The organism is Streptomyces sp. NPDC020801 (genome assembly GCF_044334385.1).
Classification (GTDB): Bacteria; Actinomycetota; Actinomycetes; order Streptomycetales; family Streptomycetaceae; genus Streptomyces.
In genome coordinates, this window is sequence record NZ_JBIRST010000045.1 from 23,651 (window position 1) to 29,658 (window position 6,008).

Genomic DNA, 6,008 nt, shown 5'->3' on the forward strand with positions numbered 1-6,008 from the left:
ACATGTCGTTTCCCAAGCTTCCTCAGCCGACGCCCGGTGAGGTGCTGTTGGTCTGCACGTGCTACGAGGACGGCAGGGCTCTGTGGGGCGGGCTCCTCGACGAGATCGGGGCCCGCCGGGAAGACGACGGGCTCGTCTTCGGGGGCAGTGGGGTGCGGCTGCGTATCGTCGCAGACGGCGGATGGGACTACCTCCATGGGGGAAACATCCCGGCGCTTGTTCCCGACAGCAGTCCCGTGCCGCCGGTCGTCGTCCTGGCGGACATCCTGGTGGTGTACGGCGGGGACGGGCCGTTGCCGGTGGACCTAGCGGCGATACCCGGCGTGGCGTCCGGGTGCCGTCGGCCTGGCTGGGTGAGATCCTCGCCGCCCTGCCGGGCGGCGCACTCGCCTTCGACGACCTGGTGCGCGACATGGACCGGTGCGGGATGTACCAGGGCGATGGCGGCCGGACGGCATTCCCCACGCCGACGCCGCGCCGGTTCTTCCTGTCGCTGCCCTCCACCGCCGCGGCCCTGCTGGTCCGCACCTGCTTCGACGACGAGGCGGGTTGGCGCGCCCTGCTCGACGAACTGGGCGGCACCAACGCAGATGGCTGGGTCGGCACGGACCCGGATCCGGACGAGATCGACGTGAGCAGTACCCGTCGACAACGCTGGTCGTCGGCAACCCTGCCTTCGAAGGCCTCCAGCCGGGCCAGGTCCCGGCGCTCGTCCCGTCCGAGGAGCACACCACGCTGGTCGCGCTCGCCGACGCCCGGATCTTTGCCGAGCCCGGACGACCGCTGACCGTCTTCGAGCTGTACGACACCCCGGGGCGGCAGGCTGTCCTTCCGTGCCGCGAGGTCGGATCGATGGCGTGCAACCTGGAGATCGCCAACATGGACTTCTACGAGTTCGTCGCCGAGGAGGGCATAACGCTGTGGCGGGAGGGCTCCTGAAACAGCGTTCGGCCCCTCCGTGTCGGCAGTTACTTGAACGCCTCCGGGCCCACCGCGCGAGGCGGCACGCCGACCAGTCAGATCGAAGTCAGTTGAAAGTGGTCACCGTGCCGTCCTCAGCACCGACTGCGATGTGTGAGCCGTTGCTGACATTGAAGATGTAGTACGGCTGCGCGATCCCCGGATACAGCGGCTCCCTCAGGGTTACGCTTCTGTACGCGTCGGTCATACCCCAATTCCTGGCTGCCTTCGCTGCGTCCTGGATGTCGAGGTAATTTTCCGGACTCCAGTCAATAACCTGATCGCCCAGCCACGGCCGTGCGATTTCCACAGGTTCGGCAAATTCGCCCCACTGCGTCGACTGGATAGTCACTGTGCGATTCCTGGGTACCGAGAAGACAAAACGCCAGGAGTTAACCTTTGCAGGCTTACAGGTTGGCCCTGTGGGGGAGACGCCTTGGCCTTCGAGCAGACGGGCACCGGGATACTGGGCCGTCACCTTACGGACCGCGATGTTGGCCATACCGAGGAACGACAGGGTAGCCGAGGGAGACTTCGGTGCAATGGCGGCTCTGTCGGATGTGGCCGGAAATGGTGAGGATGCGGCTGCCGCACCCCCGGCGGTAGTGACCAAGAGGGCTGCCACGACAGCTGCTATCGAGCCACATGCCTTACCGGACGGCCGCATAGTATTCCTCTCGTCGGGTTGCGCTACTCAGGCTCATTAGTCGTATATCCATGGCGCGGGACGCATGCAAGTTGGAGCGCAAAGATCCGGCCTCAATTTGTCACCGGAGAGGCTGGCAGACTCCCACGCTGGAGGTCGCCTGTGAGTTTGGAGGGTGTGGCCGGGGGGATCTGAGGTTTTGTCCGGCGCTGCTCCATTGGGGGCCGAGGCCCAGGTCCTGGGGCACGGCGGTATCCGGGCGGCCGCGCGGGCGGCCCGGGTCAGCGAGACGACGGTCCGCAAGGGCCTGGACGAGCTGGAGGCCGGACAGGAGCCTCTTGGCCGGGTACGCAGGCCCGGTGGCGGTCGGAAGAAGGCCGTGGACCTCGATCCGGGTCTGCGGCCCGCGCTGCTGGCACTGGTTGAACCTGACGAGCGGGGCGATCCGATGCCGCCGCTGCGTTGGACGGTGAAGTCGACGAGGAACCTCGCGGCCGAACTCACCCGCCAGGGGCACCGGGCGAGCGCGGACACGGTCGCCGACCCGCTGCGTGAGGAGGGCTTCAGCCTGCAGGCCGGCGTAAAGACCATCGAGGGCAAGCAGCACCCGGACCGTGACGCCCAGTTCCGCTACGTCAACGAGCAGGCCAGGGAGCACATGGGCGCCGGACAGCCGGTGATCAGCGTGGACACGAAGAAGAAGGAACTCGTCGGCGACTACAAGAACCCGGGCCACCGGTGGCGGCCGGCCCATGAGCCAGTACTGGTCAAGACACACGATTTCCTGGACCGCCGGGGACCGGGCAAGGCGATCCCATACGGAATCTATGACATCGCCGACATCGCCGCGAACACCGGCCGGGTCAGCGTCGGCACCGACCACGACACCGCCGCCTTCGCCGTCGCCTCCATCCGCCGCTGGTGGCGGGCCCGAGGCCCGCACGACTACCCGGCCGCCACCCGTTTGCTGATCACCGCGGACGCAGGCGGGTTCAACAGCTACCGCACCCGCGCCTGGAAGACCGAACGGTCGAGTGGTGGCCCGATGGGGATCGCGGTTAGGCCGGTGTGTGTGATGGTTGATGTCGCGTTGGGTTGTGATGCGACGTATACCTGGTGACCGGCACTTCGTAGTGCCCATGCGAGGGGGACCTGTGTGTTGATGTGTGAGGTTGCGGCGGAGGGTGTGAAGAGGACGCGCATCTGTGTGGTCCGTTCGGGGTTGGGGTATTGGGGTTTCGCCGTACGGTTCCTCCTGGTGCTGGAGGGTGTTCAGAGATTCGGTGGAGTGCGGCTTTGTGGTGTGGTGGTTCTGCTTGTGGTCCTGTGTTTGGTGGGGTGGGTGGGTGTGCCCGTTCTGGCGTCGGCTGTGCATGGTCCAGCGGTTGTTGAGTTGGTTGCGAGAGGTGGGTAGCAGGCTGGCTGATCGGGGACAGGGATGGAGGGGGGTCTTCGATCCAGTAGCACTGTCGTCTCCGCCCAACGTGCCTACAATTTGTGGCCGGTCGAGAAAGTAGATTGCTGTATGCGCACTTGTCGTATCTGTGGCGGCCTGCTTCACACGTTCTGCGACTTCGGAGCTCAGCCGCTGTCCAGCGCCTTTTTGGAGCCCGACCGTACGGACGGCGAGTTCTTTTTCCGTCTTGCGGTGGGGCTGTGTGAGTCGTGCACGATGGTGCAGCTGGTCGAAGAGGTTCCGCGGCACCTGATGTTCCGTCAGGAATATCCGTATCTCTCCTCGGGTTCGGCGACGATGCGGAAGCACTTCGAGCAGACGGCTCAGTGGTTTTTGGAGACTGAACTCACGGGCCCTGATCCGTTCATCGTGGAACTGGGCTGCAACGATGGTGTCATGCTCAAGACGATTGCTCAGGCCGGGGTCCGGCATCTGGGTGTCGAGCCGTCCCGGGGTGTCGCTGAGGTGGCGAGGAACAACGGGGTGCGGGTGAGTACCGATTTCTTCCAGGAGGATCTGGCGGTCAGGACGCGGCAGGCTGATGGTGTTGCCGATGTGGTGTACGCGGCGAACACGGTGTGCCACATTCCCTACCTGGACTCCATATTCCGGGGCCTGGATGCCTTGCTGGCGCCCGGCGGGGTGTTTGTGTTCGAGGACCCGTACCTTGCGGAGATCGTCGAGCGCACGGCCTATGACCAGATCTACGACGAGCATTTCTACTACTTCACGGCGACTTCCGTGCGTAACATGGCGCGGTTCTACGGCTTTGAGCTTGTGAACGTGGAGCGGCTGCCGGTGCACGGTGGTGAGGTCCGCTACACGATCGCGCGTGTGGGGCGTCGTCAGCCCTCCCCGTCCGTTGCCGAATTGCTGGTCGAGGAGGAGCGACGCGGCCTGAGTGACCTGAAGACGCTGCGGCACTTCGTCAGCAAGGTGGAGCGCGCCGGCAACGACCTGGTCTGTCTCCTTGAGCGGTTGCGCGCCGAGGGGCGCAGTGTGGTCGGTTACGGCGCAACCGCCAAGAGCGCCACGGTGACCAACTACTGTGCCATCGGGCCGGACCTGCTGCCCTTCGTCTGCGACACCACTCCCGCCAAACAGGGCCGGCTGACTCCCGGCGCGCACATCCCGGTGTTCTCGCCGGAGCGCTTCTCCCAGCCCTACCCGGACTACGCGTTGCTGTTCGCCTGGAACCACGCCGAGGAGATCGTGGCCAAGGAGCAGGAGTTCCGCAAGGCCGGCGGGAGATGGATCCTGTATGTTCCCTCGGTGCACATCGTCTGAGGGAACCGGGGCAGAGCTCGGCCGGCCGCCACAGGATCTCGCCCGTCACGGGATGTCGGTCGTGACGGGATGTCGGTCGTGACGGGATGTCGGTCGTGACGGGATGTCGGTCGTGACGGGATGTCGGTCGTGACGGGATGCCGGTCGTCACGGGATGTCGCCCGTTACGGGTTGTCGGTCGTGACGGGTTGTCGGTCGTGACGGGATGTCGGTCGTGACGGGATCTCGCCCGTTACGGGTTGTCGGTCGTGACGGGTTGTCGGTCGTGATGGGATGTCGGTCGTGACGGGTTGTCGGTCGTGATGGGATGTCGGTCGTTACGGGTTGTCGGTCGTGACGGGTTGTCGGTCGTTACGGGTTGTCGGTCGTGACGGGTTGTCGGTCGTGACGGGATGCCGGTTGTTACGGGTTCGTGGTCGTGGTGGGATGGCGGTGGCCGTGGTCGGCCCGTCGGCTCAGTTCCTTCCTCCTGGTGGGTTGTCGTCCCCGGTGCTGAGGTTGCCCTCGGCTTGTTCCGGCGGCGGTCCGTTCAGGGTGAGTCGCCGGGGTGGGTGGGGCTCGCGGACGAGTGTGAGCACCGCTGCCGCCGCGGCCTCGGGCGCGGGTGGTGGTGCGGTGGCCTGGCTCCACTGCTCGTACAGTGCAGTCCGCACGGCTGCGTAGGCCGGGTCCTTGGTGGTGGTGGTTCCCCGGTCGAAGAGTTCGGTGTCGTAGCCGCCCGGTTCGAGGACGGTGACCGTGATGCCGAAGGGGGCCACTTCGTCGGCCAGTGCCTGGCTCATGGCGTTGAGCGCCGCCTTGCCCGCGCCGTAGAGGGCGAACGCGGCGGCCCCACTGCCCGCGTTGGCGGCGGTGACTTGGAGCAGATGTCCCCCGCCCCGTTTGCGAAGGTGCGGGAGTACGGCCTGTGTCACCCATAGGGCGCCGAAGAAGTTGGTGTCCAGATGGTCCCTTGCCTGGGCTTCGGCTGTCTCTTCGACCATCCCGAAGAGCATGCGTCCGGCATTGTTGACCACGATGTCCAGAGCGCCGAAGGCTTCGGCCGCCCGGTCCACGGTGGTGAACACGGCCGCGCGGTCCCTGACGTCCAGTGGGAGGACCATCAGGCGTCCCCGGCTCGCCTTGGCGAGGTCTGCCAGGGGCGTGACGTCGCGGGCTGCCCCGATGACACGGTCTCCCGCGGTCAGCGCCGCCTCCACGACCGCACGCCCCAGACCGCGGGAGGCGCCGGTGACGAACCAGACAGAGGAGCGGCCGAGGGTCTGTGGCATGTTCACCTCTGGAGAGCGTGGTGTTCGGCGGTCAGCGTCTGCAGCACGGGCACGAGGTCCCGGGGCGAGGGCGTGCCCAGCATTTCGGTGCGTAGCCGTTGCGCCCCTTGGGTGAACGAGGGCTCGGTGAGGACCCGCACCAGCATGTTGCGCAGGGCGTCGGCGGTCAGGCGGTCGGCCTCACGGTACAGGCCGCCACCGCGTTCCTGGACCGCGCGCGCCTTGTGGACATTGCACCAGATCCTGCTGGGCGCCATGACCTGCGGAACCCCGTGGGCCATTGCCGTGGTCAGGGTGCCGGAGCCGCCGTGGTGGATGATGGCGGCGCAGGTGGGCAGGAGGGCGTCGAGGGGGACGAAGTCGGTGGTGTGGACGTTGTCGGGGAGGG

6 protein-coding genes and 3 pseudogenes are annotated in these 6,008 nt (G+C 66.4%); 5 read left to right on the forward strand and 4 right to left on the reverse strand.

Going from position 1 to position 6,008, the window contains the following annotated elements; all coding sequences use genetic code 11:
• Nucleotides 1–2 precede the first annotated feature (2 nt).
• The 3 genes and pseudogenes from ACH4UM_RS40740 to ACH4UM_RS40750 form a co-directional block, all read left to right on the forward strand.
• Nucleotides 3–245, forward strand: a pseudogene (locus tag ACH4UM_RS40740) (DUF6924 domain-containing protein); the annotation flags it as partial.
• A pseudogene (locus ACH4UM_RS40745) lies at nt 182–382 on the forward strand (hypothetical protein); the annotation flags it as partial. The pseudogenes ACH4UM_RS40740 and ACH4UM_RS40745, both read left to right, overlap by 64 nt.
• 38 nt (nt 383–420) lie before the next feature.
• Complete coding sequence (locus tag ACH4UM_RS40750) at nt 421–939, forward strand: DUF6924 domain-containing protein (protein WP_398191396.1); 519 nt, start codon at nt 421–423, stop codon at nt 937–939.
• A gap of 88 nt (nt 940–1,027) precedes the next feature.
• On the opposite strand, the gene ACH4UM_RS40755 is transcribed toward ACH4UM_RS40750, so the two are convergent.
• Nucleotides 1,028–1,462 (reverse strand): hypothetical protein, encoded by a 435-nt coding sequence (locus ACH4UM_RS40755; protein ID WP_398191399.1) that lies wholly within the window; start codon nt 1,460–1,462, stop codon nt 1,028–1,030.
• A gap of 361 nt (nt 1,463–1,823) precedes the next feature.
• Between ACH4UM_RS40755 and ACH4UM_RS40760 the strand changes: the two are divergent.
• Nucleotides 1,824–2,633: pseudogene (locus ACH4UM_RS40760) on the forward strand (ISAzo13 family transposase); the annotation flags it as partial.
• On the opposite strand, the gene ACH4UM_RS40765 reads toward ACH4UM_RS40760, so the two are convergent.
• A complete protein-coding gene (locus ACH4UM_RS40765; RefSeq protein ID WP_398191402.1) occupies nt 2,606–2,809 on the reverse strand; it encodes a hypothetical protein in 204 nt (67 codons plus the stop codon). The pseudogene ACH4UM_RS40760 and the gene ACH4UM_RS40765 sit on opposite strands and share 28 nt — an antisense overlap.
• Before the next feature lie 322 nt (nt 2,810–3,131).
• On the opposite strand from ACH4UM_RS40765, the gene ACH4UM_RS40770 reads away from it, so the two are divergent.
• A complete protein-coding gene (locus tag ACH4UM_RS40770; RefSeq protein ID WP_398191404.1) occupies nt 3,132–4,349 on the forward strand; it encodes a methyltransferase domain-containing protein in 1,218 nt (405 codons plus the stop codon).
• Nucleotides 4,350–4,804: 455 nt separating this feature from the next.
• On the opposite strand, the gene ACH4UM_RS40775 is transcribed toward ACH4UM_RS40770, so the two are convergent.
• Nucleotides 4,805–5,620 (reverse strand): SDR family NAD(P)-dependent oxidoreductase, encoded by an 816-nt coding sequence (locus tag ACH4UM_RS40775; protein ID WP_398191406.1) that lies wholly within the window; start codon nt 5,618–5,620, stop codon nt 4,805–4,807.
• Nucleotides 5,621–5,622: 2 nt separating this feature from the next.
• Nucleotides 5,623–6,008 (reverse strand): nucleotide disphospho-sugar-binding domain-containing protein (locus ACH4UM_RS40780; RefSeq protein ID WP_398191409.1); only part of this gene is annotated, 386 nt, incomplete at its 5' end.